Source organism: Streptomyces sp. NPDC015661 (assembly GCF_043077765.1).
Classification (GTDB): Bacteria; Actinomycetota; Actinomycetes; order Streptomycetales; family Streptomycetaceae; genus Streptomyces.
On sequence record NZ_JBIBST010000005.1, the window covers coordinates 74227 to 94186 of the forward strand.

Here is a 19960-nt window from a genome sequence, read left to right on the forward strand (position 1 = left end):
GGGCCCGAACGGGTTATCGCACGAACGTTCGAAAGTGAGCTAAGGTGGGGAGCGAGGGGGTGGGAACGTACGTACGAATTGTTGGCGCGGGAGCGCGGGAGGTGTGCCATGACGGGTTTCACGCACCTGCACACCGCCTCGGGCTACTCCCTGCGCTACGGCGCCTCGCACCCCGAGCGCCTCGCCGCCCGCGCCGCCGAGCGGGGCATGGACGCCCTCGCCCTGACCGACCGCGACACCCTCTCCGGCACCGTCCGCTTCGCCAAGGCGTGCGAGAAGGAGGGGATCCGGCCCCTGTTCGGCGTGGACCTCGCGTACGAGGCCCCCGGCGCCCCCGAACCCGAAGGCCGTGACTCCGCCGACCGCGGATCCGCCCGCCGGGTCCCCGTCCGGGGCGGGGCCTTCGTCGACGAGTCCGCACCCCGCGCCCTCTTCCTCGCCCGCTCCCGCACCGGCTGGGCCGCCCTCTGCGCGATGATCACCGCCGCCCACGCCGGAGGAGCGGAACACCCCCTGCTGCCCAGGACCGCCCTGGGCGGCGACGGTCTGTTCGTCCTGCTCGGGCCCGCCTCCGACGTCGGCCGCGCCCTCGCCGCCGGCCGCCCCGACCGGGCCGCCCGGCTGCTCGCCCCCTGGCGCGAGCGGTACGGCGACGCGCTCCGCCTGGAGGCCGTCCACCACGGGCGCACCGGCACCGGGCCCGGCTCCCTGCGGCTCGCCGCCCGTACCGTCGGCTTCGCCGCCGAGCAGGGCGTCCGGCCCGTCCTCACCAACGCCGTCCGGTACGCCGACCCCGGGCAGGGCCCGGTCGCCGACGTCCTCGACTCCGCCCGCCGCCTCGTCCCCGTCGACCCCCGCAAGGAGCTCGACAGCGGAGAGGCCTGGCTCAAGGGCGCCGAAGGACCCGACGGCATGCCGGCCGTCGCCGAGCGGATCGTCGAGGCCGCGGGCTTCCGCCGGGACGCCGCCCACCGGCTCCTCGACCGGACCGCGGAGGTCGCCGCCGGATGCCTGGTCGACCCCGAGGACGACCTCGGCATCGGCTCCGCGCACTTCCCGGAGCCGTACCTCGTCGGCGCGGAGCACCGCACCGCCCAGCGCGTCCTCACCTCCCGGGCCGCCGCCGGCATGGTCCTGAAGGGGTACGAGAAGCGGCGCGACTACTGGGACCGGATGCACCGCGAGCTGGACGTCATCGCCCACCACGGCTTCGCCACCTACTTCCTGACGGTCGCCCAGGTCGTCGACGACGTCCGGTCCATGGGGATCCGGGTCGCCGCCCGCGGCTCCGGCGCCGGCTCCCTCGTCAACCACCTCCTCGGCATCGCCCACGCCGACCCGGTCGAGCACGGCCTGCTGATGGAACGGTTCCTCTCCAAACGCCGCACCGCCCTGCCCGACATCGACATCGACGTGGAGTCCGCCCGCCGCCTGGAGGTCTACCGGGCGATCATCGACCGCTTCGGCACCGAACGGGTCGCCACCGTCTCCATGCCCGAGACCTACCGGGTCCGCCACGCCGTACGGGACGTGGGCGCCGCCCTCTCCCTGGACCCGGCCGAGACCGACCGGATCGCCAAGGCCTTCCCGCACATCCGCGCCCGGGACGCGCTCGCCGCCCTCGACGAACTGCCCGAAATGCGCGAACTCGCGGGCGAACGGGAGAAGTTCGGCCGCCTCTGGGAGCTGGTCGAGGCGCTCGACGCACTGCCGCGCGGCATCGCCATGCACCCCTGCGGCGTCCTGCTCTCGGACGCCTCGCTGCTCACCCGCACCCCCGTGGTCCCCACCAGCGGCGAGGGCTTCCCCATGTCCCAGTTCGACAAGGAGGACGTGGAGGACCTCGGACTGCTCAAGCTCGACGTCCTCGGCGTGCGCATGCAGTCCGCGATGGCCCACGCCGTCACCGAGGTCGAGCGCGCCACCGGCACCCGGCCGGACATCGACGCGGTCCCGGAGGGCGACCCCGAGACGTACCGGCTGATCCGCTCCACCGAGACCCTCGGCTGCTTCCAGATCGAGTCCCCGGGCCAGCGCGACCTGGTCGGCCGGCTCCAGCCCGCCACCTTCCACGACCTCGTCGTCGACATCTCGCTCTTCCGGCCGGGCCCGGTCGCCGCCGACATGGTCCGCCCCTTCATCGAGGCCCGGCACGGCCGCGCCCCCGTCCGCTACCCGCACCCCGACCTGGAGGAGACCCTGAAGGAGACGTACGGCGTGGTCGTCTTCCACGAGCAGATCATCGAGATCGTACGGATCATGACCGGCTGCGACCGGGCCGAGGCCGACCAGGTCCGGCGCGGGCTCTCGCACCCCGAGTCGCAGGGCCGGATCAAGCCCTGGTTCGCCGGACGGGCCTCGGCCCGGGGGTACGCCGACGAGGTCGTCGCCCGCACCTGGGAGATCGTCGAGGCCTTCGGCTCGTACGGCTTCTGCAAGGCGCACGCGGTGGCCTTCGCCGTGCCGACCTACCAGTCGGCCTGGCTCAAGGCGCACCACCCGGCCGCCTTCTACGCGGGGCTGCTCACCCACGACCCCGGCATGTACCCCAAGCGGCTGCTGCTCGCGGACGCCCGGCGGCGCGGGGTGCCGGTGCTGCCGCTGGACGTGAACAGGTCCGCGGTCGCCCACCGTATCGAACTGGTGTCCGAGAACCCTGTGGTGTGGGGCCTCCGGCTCGGCCTCGCCGACGTCCACGGCATCAGCGAGACCGAGAGCGCCCGCATCGAGAGCGGACAGCCCTACGCCTCCCTGCTCGACTTCTGGGAGCGGGCCCGCCCGCGCACCCCCGTCGCCGAACGGCTCGCCCAGGTCGGCGCCCTCGACGCCTTCGGCGCCAACCGCCGCGACCTGCTCCTCCACCTCACCGAACTCCGCCGCATCCACCGGGGAGCCGCCTCCCACGGCGGCCAGCTCCCGCTCGCCCAGGGCGGGAAGACCGCCCCCGTCGGACTGCCCGACCTCGACGACACCGAACGCCTCAGCGCCGAACTCGGCATCCTCGGCATGGACGCCTCCCGCCACCTCATGAGCGACCACCACGCCTTCCTCCGCGAACTCGGCGTCGTCTCCGCCCGGCGGCTGCGCTCCGTCGCCCACGGACAGACCGTCCTCGTCGCGGGCGCCAAGGCCGCCACCCAGACCCCGCCCATCCGCTCCGGGAAACGCGTCATCTTCAGCACCCTCGACGACGGCACCGGCCTGGTCGACCTCGCCTTCTTCGACGACGCCCACGCGGCGTGCGCCCACACCGTCTTCCACTCCTGGCTGCTGCTCGTCCGGGGCGTGGTGCAGCGGCGCGGCCCGCGCAGCCTCAGCGTCGTCGGCTCCGCCGCCTGGAACCTCGCCGAACTGGCCGAACTGCGGGCCTCCGGCGGCCTGGACGCGGTGGGGGAGCGACTGTCCGCACAGTCGCAGGAGAACGGCCCGGCCGACAGCGGCCGCCGGATCACGATGTCCACCGGCTACGAGATGAACCCCTGGGCCGACCTCCGGCCGGCCGGGGAAGGCTCCGCGACGCCGTCGCGGAAGCTGTGGCACAGCAGCCCGGGGAGCGCCGGATGATCCTCTGCGTACGTTTCCGCCTGGAGCCGACGTCCTTCGAAGGCGGCGGGGCCGAGGTGATGCTGCCCCGACTGGTCGACCTGCTCGGCGAGTTCACTCCCGTCGTCGAGGCCGCCCCGCCCTGCGAGGCGCTCGCCGACGTGCGCGGCGCGCTGCGCTACTTCGGCCGGGGCCCCGCCGAACTCGCCTCGGTCATCCGGGTCCGCGCGCTCGCCCTCCACGGCGTCGACTGCGTCATCGGCGCCGGACCCAACCCGATGCTGGCCCGGCTCGCGGCCCGCGAGGCCCGGCCCGGCGTCACCCTGGTCGTCGAGGACCCGGCGGCCTTCCTGCGCGACCGGCCGGTCGTCGCCCTCGACGGCGTCGGCCGCGCCACCGCCCGTACCCTCTGCGGCTACGGACTCGACTCCGCCGGCCGCGTCGCCGATGCGCCCCTCGCCGTGCTCCAGCGGCTCGTCGGCGCGAAGGCCGGCCGCGAGCTGTGGGAGAAGGCCCGGGGCATCGACCGCACCCCCGTCGTCCCGAACGCGACCTCCCGGTCGATGGCCGCCGAGCGCGCCTTCCCGCACGACGAGACCGACCGGACCGCACAGCGCAGGGCCCTCCTCTCCCTCGCCACGGAACTGGGCGCCCGACTGCGGACCGAGTCCCAGGTCTGCCGGGGACTCGCGGTCACCGTGCGGTACGCCGACCGCAGCACCACGACCCGCAGCCGCACCCTGCCCGAAGCGACCGCCCACTCGGCGGCGCTCACCGCCCTCGCGTACACGATCCACGACTCCTTCGGCCTCCAGCGGGCCCGGGTACGGGGCATCGCCCTGCGCGCCGAGGGCCTGAGGGACGCCGAGGGGGCCGCGCACCAGCTGTCCCTGGACCCGGTGGACGAGAAGACCCGGCGGATCGAGGCGGTGGCGGACCGGGCACGGGCGAAGTACGGGCCGCGGGCGATCCTCCCGGGCTCACTGGCGGCCTGAACGCGCCCTGTCGACGGCCCTGTCGACGCCCCTTCTGACGACACGGCACTTTTTACCGACGCGTAACTTCCCCCCGTGCGCTACCCGTGCGTAACTTGGCTGAAGAGCATCCCCACTTGTGGTCCGGACCGCAGGGCACAGCACCCCCACCTTCCCCTTGAGCCGCAAGGAGATCGCCCGATGCTGTCCGCGAAGTCCTGGAAGCGCACGGTCAGAGCGCTGTCCGTCCTGCTCCTCACCGCCGCCGCCACCCTCGCCCCCACCGCCGCCGCCCAGGCCGACACCGCCCCCAGCCGCGGCTGGAACGACTTCTCCTGCAAGCCGTCCGCCGAGCACCCGCGGCCCGTCGTCCTCGTCCACGGCACCTTCGGGAACTCCGTCGACAACTGGCTGGCCCTCGCCCCCTACCTGGTCAACCGGGGCTACTGCGTCTTCTCCCTCGACTACGGCCAGCTGCCGGGCGTACCACTCTTCAACGGGCTCGGCCCCATCGCCGCGTCCGCCGGACAGCTCGACACCTACGTCGACCGGGTCCTCGCCGCCACCGGCGCCCCCGAGGCCGACCTCGTCGGACACTCGCAGGGCGGCATGATGCCCCGCTGGTACCTCAAGTTCCTCGGCGGGGCCGAGAAGGTGAACACGCTCGTCGGCATCGCCCCCGACAACCACGGCACCACCCTGTCCGGCCTCACCAAGCTCCTGCCGTACTTCCCCGGCGCCGAGGACCTCATCAGCTCCACGACCCCGGGCCTCGCCGACCAGATCGCCGGCTCGGCCTTCATCACCAAGCTCAACGAGGGCGGCGACACCGTGCCCGGGGTCCGCTACCACGTCATCGCGAGCCAGTACGACGAGGTCGTCACCCCGTACCGCACCCAGTTCCTGACCGGACCGAACGTCACCAACGTCCTCATCCAGGACAAGTGCGCGCTCGACCTGTCCGAGCACGTGGCGATCGGCACGGTGGACCGGGTCACCTTCCACGAGGTGGCCAACGCCCTCGACCCGGCCCACGCGACCCCGACCACCTGCCTCTCGGTGATCGGCTAGCCGCGGGTCCGGCGCCGCCGGGCCGTCCCGAAGAGCACCGCCGCGCCGAGCGCGAGCACGGCGGCGCCACCGACCGCGAGATACGGGGTCGTGGCGTCGCCGCCCGTCTCGGCGAGCTCCACGCCGGAACCCGAACCGGCGGCGGGCGCGGGCGCGTTGGGCGCGGGATCCGTCGTACCGCCCGCAGCCCCGTGGCCGCCGTGGCCGCCGTGCTCGACGGTGGACTCGCCCTCACCGGCCCGGATCTGCTCGTCGGTGGGCGCGGAGGCGGTGGGCGCCGAGGAAGCCGGGGCGGCCGGGGCGGAAGTGGCCGGGGCGGGAGCGGTCGACGCCGGGGCCGTACCGCCGCCGTCCTGCCCGAACACCACGTCCGAGCAGGTGTAGAACGCCTCGGGGGAGTCGGACCGCTGCCAGATCGAGTAGATCAGATGACGGCCCGACTTCTTCGGCACGGTCCCCCGGAACACGTAGTCGCCGTCCTGCATCCCCGGGTCGGTCACCGTCACGAACGGCTGCGCCTCCAGGTCCGACCACTTCAGCGGCTTCGACGGGTCGTACCCGTCCTTCGTCACGTACAGCGCGAACGAGCCCCTGTGCGGGGCGGTCCCCTTGTACCGGAAGGTGTGGGACCCGGAACTCATGCGGCTCGCCGGCCAGTCGGCCCGCGCCAGGTCGAGCCCCCGGTACTTGTCGTTGCCCGCGCTGCACAGCTTGCCGTCCGGGATCAACTGCCGGTGCTGCCCTGCCGCGTTGGCGATGTTCACGGCGTTCCAGTCGTAGAACGCCTGCGCCCCGCTCGCCGCCACGGCCGCCTTGCACGCCGCCGACCTCGGCGCCTCGGGTCCCTCCGCGTAACAGGCCGCGACCCGGCTCACCGGATCGGTCATCGACCCGTGCGCGAAGGCCCCGGGCGCGACGGCGAGCCCGGACAGGACCAGCGCGGCGGTGGTGGTGGTGACGGTGGCTGTTGCCGTACGGCGAGAGGTCATGGGGGGACAACTCCTTCACGAGGGTGTGTGGGGGGTTGCCGAGCAAACTAGCCCTGGAGGAAGCACGGATCGCGGCCTTTAGGGCGGCGTTAAGGCGCAGGTAAGAGGCGGCTGAGGAACAGCTAGCCCAGCCGTCGGTAGCGGCGCTCCGGGCGGCCCGTTCCGCCGTAGCGGAGGGTGACCTCCGCGCGGCCCGTCTCCGCGAAGTACTCCAGGTAGCGACGGGCGCTCACGCGCGAGAGGGAGCCCGCTTCGGCGCATTCCGTGGCCGAGAGGCCCTCCGGGTGGGCGCGGAGGACCGAGTCGACCAGGTCGGCCGTGTGGGGCGCGAGGCCCTTCGGGAGTTCGCGGGAGCCGCGCGGGCGGGCGCCGAAGATCTGGTCGACGTCCTCCTGGCGGGCCTCGTCGAGTTCGTCGAGGCGGCTGCGGAGGGAGGCGACATGGCGCAGCTGCTCGTGCAGGGCGGCCTGGGTGAACGGCTTGATCAGATAGTGCAGGGCGCCCGCGCGGAGGGCCGAGCGGATCGTGCCCACGTCCCGCGCCGCCGTGATGAAGAGCGCGTCCATGCCCAGACCGGCCGCGCGCAGCTCCCGCAGCACCCGGACCCCGTCCATGTCGGGCAGGAAGACGTCGAGGAGGACGAGGTCGGGGCGGAGCCGCTCGGCCTGGCGGAGCGCCTCGGCGCCGCTGTGCGCGACCCCGGACACGGTGAACCCCGCCACCGCCGACACATAGCGGCAGTGCAGCTTGGCGACCATGAAGTCGTCGTCCACGACCAGCACCTTCGTCACGCCGACCCACGCTAGGTCCCGACCACAACGACCACAACGTCCGTTGATTGCGGAAGAGAGACAGCTTCTTAACGCGAGGGCAACATGTGGGCCACCTCACACCCCCATTTCCCTTCTACCTGAGAGGCGGCACACGTGCGGTTGCGCACCCCCTTCGCCCTCCTCGGGGCGGCTCTCCTGGTGCTCGTGGGCCCGCCGCTGCTCAGCCCGGGCACCGGCTCCGACACGGGCACCGCGATACCCGGCCTGCGCTTCATGGTCCCCAACACCCCCGGCGGCGGCTACGACATCACCGCGCGCACCGCCGCGAAGAACGTCGAGGAGGCCGGCCTCACCGGCGACGTCGAGGTCTTCAACCTGCCCGGCGCGGGCGGCACCGTCGGCCTCACCCGGCTCGTCGGCGAACGCGGCAACGGCCGCCTCGCCATGTCCATGGGCCTCGGTGTCGTCGGCGCCGTCCACACCAACAAGACGCCCAGGACCCTCGCCGACACCACCCCGATCGCCCGGCTCACCGAGGAGCAGGACATCGTCGTGGTCGGCAAGGACTCCCCGTACAAGACGATCCAGGAGCTGCTCGCGGCCTGGAGGAAGGACCCCGGCAAGCTGCCCGTCGGCGGCGGCTCCTCGCCCGGCGGCCCCGACCACCTCGCCCCGATGCTGATGGCCCAGGCCGCCGGGATCGCGCCGAAGGACGTCAACTACGTGCCCTTCGACGGCGGCGGCGAGCTCCTCGCCTCCATCCTCGGCAACAAGGTCGGCTTCGGCGTCTCCGGCGTCGGCGAGTACCTCGACCAGATCAAGGCGGGGGAGCTGCGCCTCCTCGCCGTCACCGGAGCGGAGCGGGTCCCCGGCCTCGACGCCCCCACACTCCGCGAGGCCGGCCTCGACACCGAGTTCACCAACTGGCGCGGCATCGTCGCCCCACCCGGCCTCTCCGACGCCGAGCGCGACAAGCTCGTCGCCCTCGTGACCGGCCTGCACGGCTCCCCGCAGTGGCGCGAGTCGCTCAAGACCCACGGCTGGAACGACGCCTTCCTGCCCGGCGCCGAGTTCGGCACCTTCCTCACCGAGCAGGACCGGCGGGTCGGCTCCGTCCTCAAGGAGCTGGGACTGTGACCACCGAGAAGACCACGGTGCGGACCACCGTGACGCCGACCGCGAAGACCTGGCTGCACGGACGCTCCGAACTCGGCGTCGGTGCCCTCCTGTTCCTCCTCGGCGTCCTCGTCCTCACCGACGCCCTCACCCTCGACGCCGACGTCTCGGGGCGCGGCCCCGTCGGCCCCGCGACGGTGCCCCTCGTCGTCGGCTGCGGCCTCCTCGCCGTCGCCGTCCTCCTCACCGTCGACGTGCTGCGCGGCGGCCGGGGCGAGGCCGAGAGCGGCGAGGACATCGACCTGACCGAACCCGCCGACTGGCGCACGGTCCTGCTCCTCACCGGCGTGTTCCTCGCCTTCGCCGTCCTCATCGGCCCCCTCGGCTTCCCGGTCGCCGGAGCCCTCCTCTTCTGGGGCGCGGCCTACGCCCTCGGCAGCCGCCACCTCCACCGCGACCCGCTGATCGCCGCCGCCCTCTCGCTCCTCACCTACGCCGTCTTCGACAAGCTGCTCGGCGTCCCGCTGCCCGGCGGCCCGCTGATGGGAGTGATCTGACCCATGGATTCCCTGAACTCCCTCATCGAGGGCTTCGGGACCGCCCTCACCCCGATGAACCTGCTGTGGGCCGCCATCGGCGTGCTCCTCGGCACCGCCATCGGCGTCCTGCCCGGCATCGGCCCCGCCATGGCCGTCGCCCTGCTGCTCCCGGTGACCTATGGCCTCGAACCGACCGGCGCGTTCATCATGTTCGCCGGCATCTACTACGGAGCCATGTTCGGCGGCTCCACCACCTCGATCCTCCTCAACACCCCCGGGGAGAGCGCGGCCGTCGTCGCCGCCATCGAGGGCAACCCGATGGCCAAGGCCGGGCGCGGCGCCCAGGCCCTCGCGGCCGCCGCCGTCGGCCACTTCGCCGGCGGCATGATCGGCACGATCCTGCTCGTCGTCCTCGCCCCGACCGTCGCCGCCCTCGCCGTCGACATCGGCGCCCCCGACTACCTCGCCCTCATGGTCCTCGCCTTCATCGCGGTGACCTCGGTCCTCGGCTCCTCCCGCATCCGCGGCCTCGCCTCGCTGCTCATCGGCCTCACCATCGGCCTGGTCGGGCTCGACCAGATGACCGGGCAGCAGCGCCTCACCTTCGGCTCGCTCCAGCTCGCCGACGGCGTCGACGTCGTCATCGTCGCGGTCGGTCTCTTCGCGATCGGCGAGGCCCTGTGGGTCGCCGCGCACCTGCGCCGCAGCTCGGGCGAGGCCATCCCGGTCGGCCGCCCCTGGCTCGGCAGGGACGACGTGCGCCGCACCTGGAAGTCCTGGCTGCGCGGTCCCCTCATCGGCTTCCCGTTCGGCGCGATCCCGGCCGGCGGCGCGGAGATCCCGACCTTCCTCTCGTACGTCACGGAGAAGCGTCTCTCGAAGCACAAGGACCAGTTCGGCAAGGGCGCCATCGAGGGCGTCGCCGGACCCGAGTCCGCCGCCTCGGCCTCCGCCGCCGGCACGCTCGTCTCCATGCTGACGCTGGGGCTGCCCACGACGGCCGTCGCCGCCGTGATGCTGGCCGCGTTCCAGCAGTACGGGATCCAGCCGGGACCGCTGCTCTTCGAGCGGGAACCCGAGCTGGTGTGGGGCCTCATCGCCTCGCTGTTCGTCGGCATGGTGCTGCTGCTCGCGCTCAACCTGCCGCTCGCGCCCGTCTGGGCCAAGCTGCTGCGCATCCCGCGCCCGTACCTGTACGCCGGCATCCTCTTCTTCGCCGCCGTCGGGGCGTACGCGGTGGGCGGCGAGGCGTTCGACCTGATCGTGCTGCTCGTCATCGGCCTGATCGGCCTCGGGATGCGGCGCTACGGCCTTCCGGTGCTGCCGGCCGTCATCGGCGTCATCCTCGGACCGGCCGCCGAACAGCAGCTGCGCCGCGCCCTCCAGATCAGCGACGGCTCCCTGACGGGCCTGGTGAACACCCCGTTCTCGGTCACCGTCTACACGGTCGTCCTGGTGCTGCTCGCCTGGCCGCTGGTGAGGAGGGCGACGACCGCCCGGCGCGCCGCGCACTGACCGTACGACGGTATGCGTACCGGCCCCCAACTCGCCCCCGATGGAGTGAGATTCGGAGGGTCGGCGGCCGGATCCGGTATCCCTGGCGGGCAGCGACTTCCCCCCCACCCCCGAAGGGACCCCGCCCATGCGCGTCCGCCTCGTCCTCGCCGCAGCGGCCCTGCTCACCGCCGCCGTCGCCCCTCTCGCCCACGCGGGAGGGGCCGACGGCCTGACCGTCGACACGTACGGCACCCTCGCCGCCGACGCGACGGTCACCGTCTCCGGCACGTACCGCTGCCTCGACGACAGCGAAGGTCCCGTCTTCGTCAGCTCCACCCTCAAGCAGGGGAGCCGCTCCACCGGAATCGGCGGCACCCGCGCCGTCTGCGACGGACACCTCCACACCTGGGCCAACAGCGCCGTCGTGAAGGAGCCCGCCTACAAGCCGGGCGCCGCGCGGGTGGAGGCCACCCTCCTGCAGCTCACGGCCGGCGAGTCGGGCCTGCCGCTGCCCGGCTTCCTCGCCGCCGAGCAGGCGGACGTCGAACTGCGCTGACCGAGCAGTTCGATCGGGTGGACGTCGAACCGCGCTGACCGAGCAGTTCGATCGGGCGCACGTCGAACCGCGTCAGCCCAGCAGGTCGATCAGGCCCTCCCGGCCGAGCACCTCCAGCTCGTCCAGGGCCACCACGGCACGGGCCGCCGCCTCCGGGTCGGAGGCGGCGAGACCGCTCGCCGCGAACTCGTCCTCGTCGAGCCGCAGCACCTCGCTGCCGTCCGCCGACACCCACAGGTCCAGGTCCAGGTCCTCGACGACCACCCCGGAACCGTCGATCACGGCGGGCCGGGTGATGTCGCAGTACCAGCCCTTCAGCGCCCCGTCGGCCGACCACACCTCCTTGACCGTGAACCAGCGGTCGCGCCAGTAGTGCTCGACGAACACGTCACCCGGCTCGAACCGCACGAAGCCGAAGTCCCGCACCCCTTCGGCCGCCCACGGGGCGCGCACCGAGAGCCGGGCACCCTCCTCCTTCAGCACCTCGGCCGGGTAACGGATCTTCGTCCGGCCCGCCTTCGTCAGGGTGATCTCAACCGATCGTCCGGACATGCCGCACCTCCGTCGCGCCGATCTCATAACCGAACCACTTGTTGATCGCGAGCATCGGCCCGTTGCCGGCGTCGTTGCTCGTGAACGCCTCCACGCAGCCCGCGGCCCTCGCCCGGTGCAGCGAGGCGTTCTTGGCGAGCTTCGCGAGGCCGCGCCCCCGGAACGCGGGCGCGGTGCCGGTCATCCCGGAGGAGTACCGGCCCAGACCGTCGGACTGCGCCGCGCTGAACGCCGCCGGCACCCCGTCGACCACCGCGACCGTCGTCAGCGCCCGGTCGAGCAGCGGGTGGTCCCAGGTGGTCTCCCGCCAGTGCGCGTAGTCGTCCAGCTCCGCGCCGACATCGCCCGGCTCGTCTGCCGTCGTCACCGCGTCCAGCTCGAACAGCGGCCGGGGATCGGCCGCGAAGTCCTCCGCCGTGCGCAGCTCGACACCGGCCGGGAGGTCCTCAAGCGGCGGCAGCTCGGCCGTCGTCAGGTCGAGCCGGAGGAAGTGGGCGCTGCGGCTGGGCGCGTACCCCCGCCGCTCCGCCCACGCACGGTTCGCCGGCTCGTCCAGGACCCAGCTGTACAGCGTGCGCGCGCCCCGCTCGACGAGGTGCTCCTCGGCGGCGCGCAGCAGCAGCGTCCCCGCGCCGAGCCCCTGGTGCGCGGGGTCCACGTAGACGTTGACGGAGCCGATCCCGGGCTCCGGAGCGTCGTGGGCGATCCTCAGCTGCACGGTCCCGATGATCATGCCGTCCTCGGTCACGGCGACGAGCGGGCGGGCGTGGCTGTCGGGGTGGGCGTGCGCCCAGTCGAAGGCGCACTGCTCGGCGGTGGCGAGCATGAAGGGCACAGCGGCCCGGCGTAACCGGGCGAAACCCTCGGCGTCTCGGGCCTGTACATCACGGACGATCACAGTCATGTGGTGGCACGCTACGGGCGCGGGCCGCACCGCCGCCTCCCATTTTCCGGCGGGGTGGGGGCAGAATCGGCGGGGTGACACTCACCATCGCCGTGGACCACGGATCCACCACCGCTCCCTACGAACAACTGCGAGCCCAGATCTCGGAGCGGGCCCGGTCGGGCAGACTGCCGGTCGGATACAAGCTGCCGACGGTACGGGGGCTCGCGGAGCAGCTCGGCCTCGCCGCGAACACGGTCGCCAAGGCGTACAAGGCCCTGGAGGCGGACGGAGTCATCGAGACGCGCGGGCGCCACGGCACCTTCGTCGCCGCCGCGGGTGACGCGGCGACCCGCCGCGCCGCCACCGCCGCCGCCCAGTTCGCGGAGGAGGCCCGCCGGCTGGGCCTCAGCCGCGAGGCCGCGGAAGCCGCGCTGAACGAGGCCCTGAGGGCGGCGTACGACAACTGACGGCCCACCCGTCAGAGATAGAGACCCGCCCCCGCCGTACGGGGCTCCGGGAGGTCCGCCGAGGGCGTGCCGCGGCGCAGTGCGAACAGCTCCGCCAGCGTCGCGCCCTCGCGTGGCACGTCCTCCGCGCGGCCGAGCCACTCCACCGACTCGGCCCGGCTCAGCGGCCCGACCTCGATGCGGGCGAGGCAGCGGCCCGGCCGGACCACCGCCGGGTGCAGCCGCTCCAGGTCCTCGTTGGTGGTGACCCCGACCAGGACGTTGCGGCCCTGGCCGAGCAGCCCGTCCGTCAGGTTCAGCAGCCGGGACAGGGCCTGCCCCGCGGTGTGCTTCGCCCCGCCGCGGATCAGCTCGTCGCAGTCCTCCAGGAGCAGCAGCCGCCAGCGCTCCTTCGAGGTGCCGTCGTCCTCGCCGATGGCGATGTCCATCAGATAGCCGATGTCGTTGAAGAGCCGCTCCGGGTCCAGGACGCAGTCCACCTGGCACCAGTCCTGCCACGCCCGGGCCAGCGTCCGCAGCGCCGAGGTCTTGCCCGTCCCCGGCGGGCCGTGGAGGAGCAGGAGCCGGCCGGCGATGTCCTCCGGGGTGACCTTCATCAGCCGGTCCATCGCGTCGGCCACCGGCGCCGAGTAGTTGGGCCGGACCTCCTCCCAGGTCCCGGCGCTGATCCGGCGGGTCATCCGGCGCGGGCCGCGCTGCGGAGCCACGTACCAGAAGCCCATCGTCACGTCCTCGGGCTCCGGCTCCGGCTCGTCCTTCGCCCCGTCCGTGGCCTCGTCGAGGATCCGCCTGGCCAGTTCCGGGTCGGTCGCGGTGACGGTCACGTCCGCGCGCCGGTTCCAGCGGGAGGAGAGGATCGTCCAGCCCTCGCCCTCGGCGAGGACCGAGCTGCGGTCGTCGTCCTTCGCGGCCCGCAGCACCCTGGCCCCCTCGGGGAGCAGGGTCGCGTCGGGCTTCGCCCGGTCCAGGGTGGTGCTGTGCGCGTGCGGTTGTTCCCCGGTCGCGAAGCGGTCGAGGAACAGGGCGTCCAGGACGTCCCCGGGTGAGTCGCTGTCGTCGAGGTTGACGATGACGGGCAGCGACGCGGTCGTCGGCTGCCGTGGGGTGGACGGTACGGCGGGGGTGTCGGACATGACGCCCATGATCGGGCAAGCGACAAGGTGGCGCACCGGGTTTTGCGGGCGTCCCGGTTGGCCGGATATCAACGGTCCCTGACGGAGGATCAGCCGTTGTTCACCCTCACTTTTGACATGAACACTTCCGGTGGGGCGGATCCGATGCTACTACCTGGTAACGCAGAGATCCTGCTACAGGGAGGTTCCATGAGACTGTCCCGTTTTGCCGCCCTTTCGTCCTCGCTCCTCCTCGGTGCCGTCCTCGCCCTCACCGGGGCGGGCGCCGCCCAGGCCGCCGAGACCGCCGCACTCGACTACGTGGCCCTGGGGGACTCGTACTCCTCCGGTGTCGGCTCCGGGAGTTACGACAGCGCCAGCGGCGACTGCAAGCGCTCCACGAAGGCGTACCCGGTCCTCTGGAAGAACGCGAACGCCCCCTCCTCGTTCGCCTTCACCGCCTGCTCGGGCGCCCGAACGGGTGATGTGACCGCCAATCAGCTCGGCCCCCTCTCGGCCGCCACCGACCTGGTCTCCATCACGATCGGGGGAAATGACGCCGGTTTCGCCGACGTCATGACGACCTGTGTGCTCCAGTCCGAGGCCACCTGCATCAACCGCGTGAATCAAGCCAAGGCCTACGTGGACTCCACGCTCCCCGGGAAGCTCGACTCCGTCTACAACGCCATCAGCAGCAAGGCGCCCTCCGCCCACGTCGTCGTCCTCGGCTACCCGCGCTTCTACCAACTGGGCGGCAGCTGCATCGCCGGCCTGAGCGAGAACGAGCGCAGCGCCATCAACGGCGCCTCCGACTACCTCAACGCGGCCACCGCCAAGCGTGCGGCCGACCACGGCTTCACCTTCGCCGGCGTGGTCCCCGCCTTCACCGGACACGAGATCTGCTCGAGCTCGTCCTGGCTGCACAGCGTCAACTGGCTCAACATCGGCGAGTCGTACCACCCGACCGCCGCCGGACAGTCCGGCGGCTACCTGCCGACGCTCAACGGGGCGCTGTAGCCGTCCCGCCGGGTCCCGCCGGAGCGGTGCTCGTGACACCGCCCGGTCCCGGCCCGGTGCCCGGCCCCTCGTCCCGCACCGCCTGATACGTCAACGCGCCCGCGATCAGCAGCGCCCCGACCAGCCCGGCCACCAGGACGGGCCCCCGTCGGGGCGCCGTGCGTGCCGGCCCCGGCCGCCGGGAAGGCGCGGGCGACGTCCCGCCACCGGCCTCGTCGCCCCCGTCCGTGCGGGGCGGGGCCGAAGCCTCCACCGGCACCTCCCCGGTCCTCGGTGTGCCGCCCGCCGCCACGCGGCGCAGCTCCCGCTCCACCTGATCGGCCGTCACGGCGAGCTCCTCGCCCGTCAGCTCGTCGATCAGGGCCCCCGCCGGCCCGGACCGGTCGTCCGCCGCAGCCTCCAGGAGCGCCCCGACGCCGCGCAGCTCCGCCGCCGGTCCCCCGTCCTCGTCCGGCGCGCCGCCGAAGCCGGTGACCACGACCCGCCCGTCGTTCGCGAGCAGCACCTGCCGGGGCGTCACGCCCCGGTGTCGTACGCCCGCCTCCCGCGCGGCCCGCAGACCGGCGAGGACCTCGGCGCCGACGCGCGCGGCCTCCCGCGCGGGCAGCGGGCCGGCCGCGTCGAGGGTCTCGGCGAGGGTGAGGCCGCGGACCAGCTCCGTCACGACCCAGGGCCGGCCGTCCTCGGTGACCACCCCGAGGACCCGTACGACGGAGGGGTGGGCGATCCGGGCGGCGGCCCGCGCCTCCCGCTCCCGCCGCGCGTGGAACAGGGGCACCTCGTCCGCAGGGAGTCCGGCCGGGGCGCGGAACTCCTTGAGGGCCACCTCGTGCCGGTCCGTCTCGTCCAGGGCGCGCCAGACGGTGCCCGTCGCCCCCTCGGCGAGGACGTCGAGAAGCCGGTAGCGACCCGCGATCACCGTCATGGATCCACGGTAGCCGAGCTGCGTCCGCACGGCTCCGGTCCTGCGCGGGGTGCCCGGCGGGCGGTCCGGACGATCTTGGTGGTGGAGATCACACCCGCCCTCGTGTCCGCGGATGACGGTCCGGGGTGCAGGATGGTTCGTGACGGTTCGGCAGGTGTTCGAGTGCTGTCCAACTCGCCCTGGAATCAGATGGATTCGCACAGTCACCGTCAACCCCCGTACGAGTGCGGTGAATCCCGCCGCCGGGATACACGGGTGTCACGATGGGGCGATAGGGTTAACCTGCCCGGGCCGGGTGCCCTTGTACGGGTGGGGAGTGACATGGAACAGATAGCAATGCGCAGCAGGCCGCGAGTGCCTGCCATCACCTGCGGGAGCAGCGCGACCAGTTCGCGGCTCGACCGCCATCTCGCGGTGCTCGGCGGCCCCGCCGTGCCCCAGCGCGACGTCGCCGAGGCGACGCTGCTCATGCGGGAACTGACGACGCGTACGCACGAGGCGCCGGTGCACGGTCACCGCAGCCGCAGCGCGCGGGTCTCGCTCTTCGCCCCGCTCCGCCGGCTGCGCCGCTCGCTCTTCGGCACGCGCCGCTAGCCCGGACCTCCCGGCCGCCCGTACGGCCCCGACCACGACCCCGCCGGACGTGTCCCCGCCCGTCCGGCGCTCCGTCGTACCCGGAGTGCCCCGAGCGGCTCGTACAGGGGGCGCGCGTCACGACACCCGCAGCGCGCCCGTACGAAGGCCGGCCCTGCTTCCCGGCAGGCGATCATCCCCGCGCCCCTCCCGGTCGGGCGATCACGCCCGCGCCCCTCCCCGGCAGGCGATCACGCCCGCGTCCCCTCGCCGTCGGGCGATCACGCCCGCGTCCCCTCGCCGTCGGGCGATCACGCCCGCGTCCCCTCCCCGTCGGGCGATCGCGCCCGCGTCCCCTCCCCGTCGGGCGATCGCGCCCGCGTCCCCTCCCCGTCAGGCGATCACGCCCGCGCTCCGCAGCTCCTTCAGCTCCGCCTCCGGCACCCCGAGCTCGGCGAGCACCTCGTCCGTGTCCTGGCCGAGCGCCGGGATCCGGTCCATCCGGGGCTCCGGCGCGTCCGGGAACACGATCGGCGGCAGCAGCGAACGCAGCGGCCCCACCGGCGACTCCACCGCCCGCCAGCGGTCACGGGCCGTCAGCTGCGGGTGGTCCGCGAGCTCCGCGACCGAGTTGAGCCGGGCGCAGGCGATGCCCGCCGCGTCGAGCCGGGCCAGCGCCTCGCCCGCCGTCAGCGGGGCGAGCGCCGCCGCGACGACGGCGTCCGTCGCCCCGCGCCCCGCCACCCGCGCCGTGTTCGTCGCGAACTCCGGGGCCTCGGCGAGCTCGGGCCGGCCGAGGACCTGTTCGGCGAGCCGCCGCCACTCCCGGTCGTTCTGCACGGAGAGCAGGACCAGACCGCCGTCCGCCGTCGGATAGGCGTCGTACGGGGCGATCACCGCGTGCGCGAGCCCCGTGCGCGCCGGGGGAGTGCCCCCGTGCATCCCGTGGTGCAGCGGATGCCCCATCCACTCGGCCAGCGAGTCGAGCAGGGAGACCTCCACCGGACCGCCCCGGCCGGTCGTGCCGCGCCGGACGAGGGCGGCGAGGACGCCGGAGAAGGCGTACATCCCGGCCGCGATGTCGGCGGCCGGGATCCCCGACTTGACGGGCTGCTCGGGCGTGCCGGTCACCGACACGAGCCCCGCCTCGCACTGGACGAGCATGTCGTAGGCCCGCTTGTGCGCGTACGGCCCCTCCGCCCCGTACCCCGAGACGTCCACCGCGATCAGCCACGGGTGCGCCGCGCACAGGGTGGCGGCGTCGAGGCCGAGGCGGGCCGCCGCGCCCTGCGCCAGGTTCTGCACGAAGACGTCGGCGCCGGCCACCATTCTCCGGACGAGCGCCAGGCCCCGGGGGTCCTTGAGGTCGACCGCCACCGACTCCTTGCCGCGGTTGCACCACACGAAGTGGGAGGCGAGCCCCTGGGCGGCGGTGTCGTACCCCCGGGCGAAGTCCCCGCCGTCGGGGCGCTCGATCTTGACGACCCGGGCGCCGAGGTCGGCGAGCTGGCGGGTGGCGAAGGGCGCGGCGACGGCCTGCTCGACGGCGACGACCGTGACTCCGGCGAGGGGGAGTGGCTGAGTGCTCATGACCGTCCTGCCTACCGTGCCCGGCCGGTCGTTGTCATCAGGGGGTGCGTCACCCCCGGGCGTATCTGCGCACCGCGAGCGGGGCGAAGACGGCGATCAGGCCGAGGGACCAGAGCAGCGCGCCCGCGACCGGGTGGGCCACCGGCCAGGCCGCGTCCGGGAGGATCGGCGCGTTGCCGAAGAGGTCCCGCACGGCTGTGGTGACCGCCGAGATGGGGTTCCACTCGGCGACCGTCCGCAGCCAGCCGGGCATGCCGTCTGTGGGGATGTACGCGTTGGAGAGCAGCGGCAGCATGAAGGTCGCGCTGCCCAGCTGCCCGGCCGCCTCCTCGCTCTTCGAGGCGAGGCCGAGCAGGATGCCGACCCAGGTCGTCGCGAAGCGGAAGAGGAGCAGCAGGCCGAAGGCGCCCAGGGCCTCCGGGAGCGTGCCCTCGATCCGCCAGCCCATGGCGAGGCCGACCAGGATCAGCGGGACCGTGCCGACGGCGCTCGCGAGGAGGTCGGCGAGGGCCTGCCCGAGGGGGACGGCGGCGCGGCTCACCGGCATGGTCCTGAAGCGGTCCATGACGCCGCGGTGCGAGTCCTGCGCGGCCTGGAACATGCCCGTCATCAGGCCGCCCGCCGCCGTCGCGACGAGCATGCCGGGCACCAGGAAGGCCCGGTACTCGGCGCCGGGCGCGGCGAGCGCGCTGCCGAAGACGTATCCGAAGAAGAGCAGGAAGACGATCGGCATCGTCTGGGTCATGACGGTGATCGCGGGCGCGTGCCGGATCCGCTGGAGGTGGCGGCCGAGGACGGCGGTCCCGTCGTGCGCGAGGGCGCTCACGCGACGAGCTCCTTCCGGTCGGTGAGGCGCAGGAACACCTCGTCGAGGGTGGGCGGGCGCAGGGAGGCGTCGACGAGGTGGACCCCGGCGGCGTCGATCTCGCGGACGATCCGGGGGAGGGTGAGCGTGGTGTCCGTGGTCACCGCGCCGACCGTGCGCCGCTCGGTGTCGAGGACCGGCGCGGAACCGGTCAGCTGGTCGAGGACGGCGGCTGCTGCTTCGAGGGCGGACGGGTCGGCGACGACGACCTCGGCGTAGCTGCCGACGAGCGCCTTGAGTTCGGCCGGGGTGCCGCGCTGCGCGGCCCGGCCCTCGTCGATGAGCACGATGTCGTCGGCGAGCTGGTCGGCCTCCTCCAGGTACTGGGTGGTCAGCAGCACGGTCGTGCCCTGCCCGGCCAGCTCCCGTACGGCGTCCCAGATCCCGTTCCGGCTGTGCGGGTCGAGTCCGGTCGTGGGCTCGTCGAGGAAGAGCACCCGCGGCGGCACGAGCAGGCTCGCGGCCAGGTCGAGGCGGCGGCGCATGCCGCCGGAGTAGGTGCGGGCGGGCCGTCCGGCCGCCGCGGTCAGGCCGAAGCGCTCCAGGAGCTCGTCGGCGCGGGAGCGCGGGGCGCGCAGGAGCCGGGCGAAGAGCCGCAGGTTCTCGGCGCCGGTGAGGTCGCCGTCGACGGAGGCGTACTGCCCGGTGACCGCGATCCGCTTCCGTACCCCCGCCGGGTCGCGCACCACGTCGTGGCCCGCGACCAGGGCGCTGCCCGCGTCGGGCCTGACCAGGGTGGTGAGGACGCGGACGGCGGTGGTCTTGCCGGCGCCGTTGGGGCCGAGGACGCCGCAGACCGTGCCCTCGGGGACGGCGAGGTCGAGGCCGCGGAGGGCGTGGACGTCGCCGTAGCGCTTCCGCAGACCTTCACTAAGTACAGCGTACGTAGTAGTCATGGCGTGACCATACCCCACT

The 19960-nt window shown here is 73.5% G+C and carries 19 protein-coding genes; 10 read left to right on the plus strand and 9 right to left on the minus strand.

Translation table 11 applies throughout. The annotated features are described in order from the left end of the window. Positions 1–108 precede the first annotated feature (108 nt). From ACF07V_RS14930 to ACF07V_RS14940, 3 genes are all read left to right on the plus strand, one after another. On the plus strand, positions 109–3564 hold the full coding sequence (locus ACF07V_RS14930; protein ID WP_392154313.1) for a DNA polymerase III subunit alpha: 3456 nt from the start codon (positions 109–111) through the stop codon (positions 3562–3564). Continuing rightward, positions 3561–4538 carry a hypothetical protein gene (locus tag ACF07V_RS14935; protein WP_392154315.1) on the plus strand — a complete coding sequence of 326 codons (978 nt, stop codon included), beginning with the start codon at positions 3561–3563 and terminating at the stop codon, positions 4536–4538. The genes ACF07V_RS14930 and ACF07V_RS14935 overlap by 4 nt, the downstream gene beginning before the upstream one ends. Positions 4539–4718: 180 nt before the next feature. Then, positions 4719–5588, plus strand: coding sequence for an esterase/lipase family protein (locus ACF07V_RS14940; protein WP_392154316.1), 870 nt, complete (start codon positions 4719–4721; stop codon positions 5586–5588). On the opposite strand, the gene ACF07V_RS14945 is transcribed toward ACF07V_RS14940, so the two are convergent. Then, the gene (locus tag ACF07V_RS14945; RefSeq protein WP_392154318.1) at positions 5585–6577 is read right to left on the minus strand and encodes a lytic polysaccharide monooxygenase; all 993 of its coding nucleotides are present in this window, start codon (positions 6575–6577) and stop codon (positions 5585–5587) included. The two genes, ACF07V_RS14940 and ACF07V_RS14945, sit on opposite strands and share 4 nt — an antisense overlap. Before the next feature lie 122 nt (positions 6578–6699). Further along, the gene (locus ACF07V_RS14950; RefSeq protein WP_392154319.1) at positions 6700–7368 is read right to left on the minus strand and encodes a response regulator; all 669 of its coding nucleotides are present in this window, start codon (positions 7366–7368) and stop codon (positions 6700–6702) included. A 135-nt stretch (positions 7369–7503) separates the two neighbouring features. Here ACF07V_RS14950 and ACF07V_RS14955 point away from each other — a divergent pair, with 135 nt between their 5' ends. From ACF07V_RS14955 to ACF07V_RS14970, 4 genes are all read left to right on the plus strand, one after another. Further along, on the plus strand, positions 7504–8487 hold the full coding sequence (locus tag ACF07V_RS14955) for a Bug family tripartite tricarboxylate transporter substrate binding protein (RefSeq protein ID WP_392154321.1): 984 nt from the start codon (positions 7504–7506) through the stop codon (positions 8485–8487). Continuing rightward, positions 8484–9023, plus strand: a complete 540-nt coding sequence (locus tag ACF07V_RS14960; protein WP_392154323.1) for a tripartite tricarboxylate transporter TctB family protein — start codon at positions 8484–8486, stop codon at positions 9021–9023. The genes ACF07V_RS14955 and ACF07V_RS14960 overlap by 4 nt, the downstream gene beginning before the upstream one ends. A gap of 3 nt (positions 9024–9026) precedes the next feature. Beyond that, on the plus strand, positions 9027–10520 hold the full coding sequence (locus ACF07V_RS14965) for a tripartite tricarboxylate transporter permease (RefSeq protein WP_392154325.1): 1494 nt from the start codon (positions 9027–9029) through the stop codon (positions 10518–10520). 127 nt (positions 10521–10647) lie between these two features. After that, complete coding sequence (locus tag ACF07V_RS14970) at positions 10648–11058, plus strand: DUF6299 family protein (protein WP_392154327.1); 411 nt, start codon at positions 10648–10650, stop codon at positions 11056–11058. Positions 11059–11130: 72 nt separating this feature from the next. Here ACF07V_RS14970 and ACF07V_RS14975 read toward each other — a convergent pair whose 3' ends face one another. Together ACF07V_RS14975 and ACF07V_RS14980 are read right to left on the minus strand one after the other, a co-directional pair. Further along, a complete protein-coding gene (locus tag ACF07V_RS14975) occupies positions 11131–11610 on the minus strand; it encodes a DUF402 domain-containing protein (RefSeq protein WP_392154329.1) in 480 nt (159 codons plus the stop codon). Beyond that, entirely contained in the window at positions 11591–12514 is a 924-nt protein-coding gene (locus ACF07V_RS14980) for a GNAT family N-acetyltransferase (RefSeq protein WP_392154330.1), read from the minus strand. The genes ACF07V_RS14975 and ACF07V_RS14980 overlap by 20 nt, the downstream gene beginning before the upstream one ends. Before the next feature lie 74 nt (positions 12515–12588). On the opposite strand from ACF07V_RS14980, the gene ACF07V_RS14985 reads away from it, so the two are divergent. Then, entirely contained in the window at positions 12589–12963 is a 375-nt protein-coding gene (locus ACF07V_RS14985) for a GntR family transcriptional regulator (protein WP_392154332.1), read from the plus strand. 11 nt (positions 12964–12974) lie between these two features. On the opposite strand, the gene ACF07V_RS14990 is transcribed toward ACF07V_RS14985, so the two are convergent. Beyond that, positions 12975–14105 (minus strand): DUF5925 domain-containing protein, encoded by a 1131-nt coding sequence (locus ACF07V_RS14990; protein WP_392154334.1) that lies wholly within the window; start codon positions 14103–14105, stop codon positions 12975–12977. A gap of 180 nt (positions 14106–14285) precedes the next feature. Here ACF07V_RS14990 and ACF07V_RS14995 point away from each other — a divergent pair, with 180 nt between their 5' ends. After that, positions 14286–15092 (plus strand): SGNH/GDSL hydrolase family protein, encoded by an 807-nt coding sequence (locus tag ACF07V_RS14995; RefSeq protein ID WP_392154335.1) that lies wholly within the window; start codon positions 14286–14288, stop codon positions 15090–15092. Here ACF07V_RS14995 and ACF07V_RS15000 read toward each other — a convergent pair. Next, complete coding sequence (locus ACF07V_RS15000; protein ID WP_392154337.1) at positions 15076–16017, minus strand: protein kinase; 942 nt, start codon at positions 16015–16017, stop codon at positions 15076–15078. The two genes, ACF07V_RS14995 and ACF07V_RS15000, sit on opposite strands and share 17 nt — an antisense overlap. Positions 16018–16338: 321 nt before the next feature. Here ACF07V_RS15000 and ACF07V_RS15005 point away from each other — a divergent pair, with 321 nt between their 5' ends. Further along, positions 16339–16611, plus strand: coding sequence for a hypothetical protein (locus ACF07V_RS15005; protein WP_351190512.1), 273 nt, complete (start codon positions 16339–16341; stop codon positions 16609–16611). A 372-nt stretch (positions 16612–16983) separates the two neighbouring features. Here ACF07V_RS15005 and ACF07V_RS15010 read toward each other — a convergent pair whose 3' ends face one another. Genes ACF07V_RS15010 through ACF07V_RS15020 form a run of 3 tightly spaced genes read right to left on the minus strand, consistent with a single transcriptional unit; the run spans position 16984 to position 19941 of the window. Further along, positions 16984–18180 carry a CaiB/BaiF CoA transferase family protein gene (locus ACF07V_RS15010; protein ID WP_392154338.1) on the minus strand — a complete coding sequence of 399 codons (1197 nt, stop codon included), beginning with the start codon at positions 18178–18180 and terminating at the stop codon, positions 16984–16986. 49 nt (positions 18181–18229) lie between these two features. Continuing rightward, the gene (locus tag ACF07V_RS15015; protein WP_392154340.1) at positions 18230–19006 is read right to left on the minus strand and encodes an ABC transporter permease; all 777 of its coding nucleotides are present in this window, start codon (positions 19004–19006) and stop codon (positions 18230–18232) included. Next, positions 19003–19941: an ATP-binding cassette domain-containing protein gene (locus tag ACF07V_RS15020; RefSeq protein ID WP_392154341.1), complete on the minus strand. Its 939-nt coding sequence runs from the start codon at positions 19939–19941 to the stop codon at positions 19003–19005. The genes ACF07V_RS15015 and ACF07V_RS15020 overlap by 4 nt, the downstream gene beginning before the upstream one ends. Positions 19942–19960: the final 19 nt, after the last annotated feature.